Annotated in this window: 2 protein-coding genes; both read right to left on the reverse strand. The window is 47.8% G+C overall.

What is annotated here, in order from left to right:
• On the reverse strand, positions 1 to 144 hold a 144-nt coding region (locus tag A3757_RS00815; RefSeq protein ID WP_197469617.1), incomplete at its 3' end, for a (d)CMP kinase.
• Between the two features lie 65 nt (positions 145 to 209).
• A partial coding sequence (gene aroA / locus A3757_RS00820; protein ID WP_068738987.1) for a 3-phosphoshikimate 1-carboxyvinyltransferase occupies positions 210 to 1,384 on the reverse strand: 1,175 nt, incomplete at its 5' end.

The raw sequence follows: 1,384 nt of genomic DNA on the forward strand, positions 1-1,384 counted from the left end.
CAACCTAGTAGCAGCCAGCGCGGTAAGACGATAAAGCGCCCCGCTATCAAGCAAAGACCAGCCCAAATGCTTCGCCACGAGCTGAGCAATACTCCCCTTACCCGCGCCGCTGGGACCATCTATCGTTAATACTTTGCATGTCATTCAACTATCTCCAATTTTTTGAATGTCACGAAATTTTTCAGCACCATTCTTTACTACAACTCGTTTTACTCGGAATCGTCTTCAACGCTAATATTCAGACCCACTTCACTAGCCAACTCAACAAAATTTGGAAATGACGTCGCAACATTAGCACAATCCCTAATCACGATTTCACCCTTCGCTCTTAATGAAGCGACAGCGAAAGACATCGCTATTCTATGATCGCCATGACTATGAACTGTACCGCCTTGAATCTCAGAATTCTTGATCACTATACCGTCGTGCTTAACATCCGTTCTAACACCCAGCTGCGCCAAACCATCAGCCATCACTTGTATACGGTCGCTTTCCTTAACACGAAGCTCTTCAGCGCCACTTAAGACCGTCTCTCCCTCAGCACAAACCGCAGCAATAAACAAAACAGGAAACTCATCGATCGCAAGCGGAACCTGATCCTCTGGAATTTTAATTCCTTTAAGAGGTGCATGCTTAACACGAATGTCGCCTACAGGCTCACCACCTACGACAGACTCATTCATTACCTCTATATCAGCACCCATCTGGCGTAAAATGTTGATAATACCAACACGCGTAGGGTTTAGGCCTACGTGCTTGAGTGTCAAATCAGCGCCTGGGCAGATAGATGCAGCAACCATAAAGAAAGCTGCAGAGGAAATATCCGCAGGCACATCAATAGACCCGCCTTTCAGAGAACCACCTCCAGCCAAAGTAGCAACTGCACCCTCTCGCTTTACCGGATAACCAAAACCATTAAGCATACGCTCTGTATGGTCTCGAGTCGGCGCTGGCTCCTGAACCTGTGTTTCGCCATCAGCGTATAAGCCCGCCAATAACAAACAAGACTTTACTTGCGCACTGGCCATTGGCATATCATAACGAATACCTGCCAGAGTTTGAGAACCACTAATTTTTAGAGGCGGACGTCCACCTTCCGCAGACTCAATTTTCGCACCCATTTGACGTAATGGGCCAGCAACTCGCTCCATTGGCCGCTTAGATAAAGACTCATCACCCGTCAATTCCGTATCAAATTTTTGCCCGGCAAGTAGACCGGCAAATAAACGCATACCAGTTCCTGAGTTACCAAGGTAAAGTGGCCCAGGAGGCGCTTGAAGACCATGCAGACCAACACCATGAATCTTAACTCGCCCTTCTTCTGGCCCCTCAATTACAACCCCCATATCCCTAAAGGCCTGAAGTGTCGCCAGACTATCTTCGC

The organism is Oleiphilus sp. HI0117 (assembly GCF_001635235.1).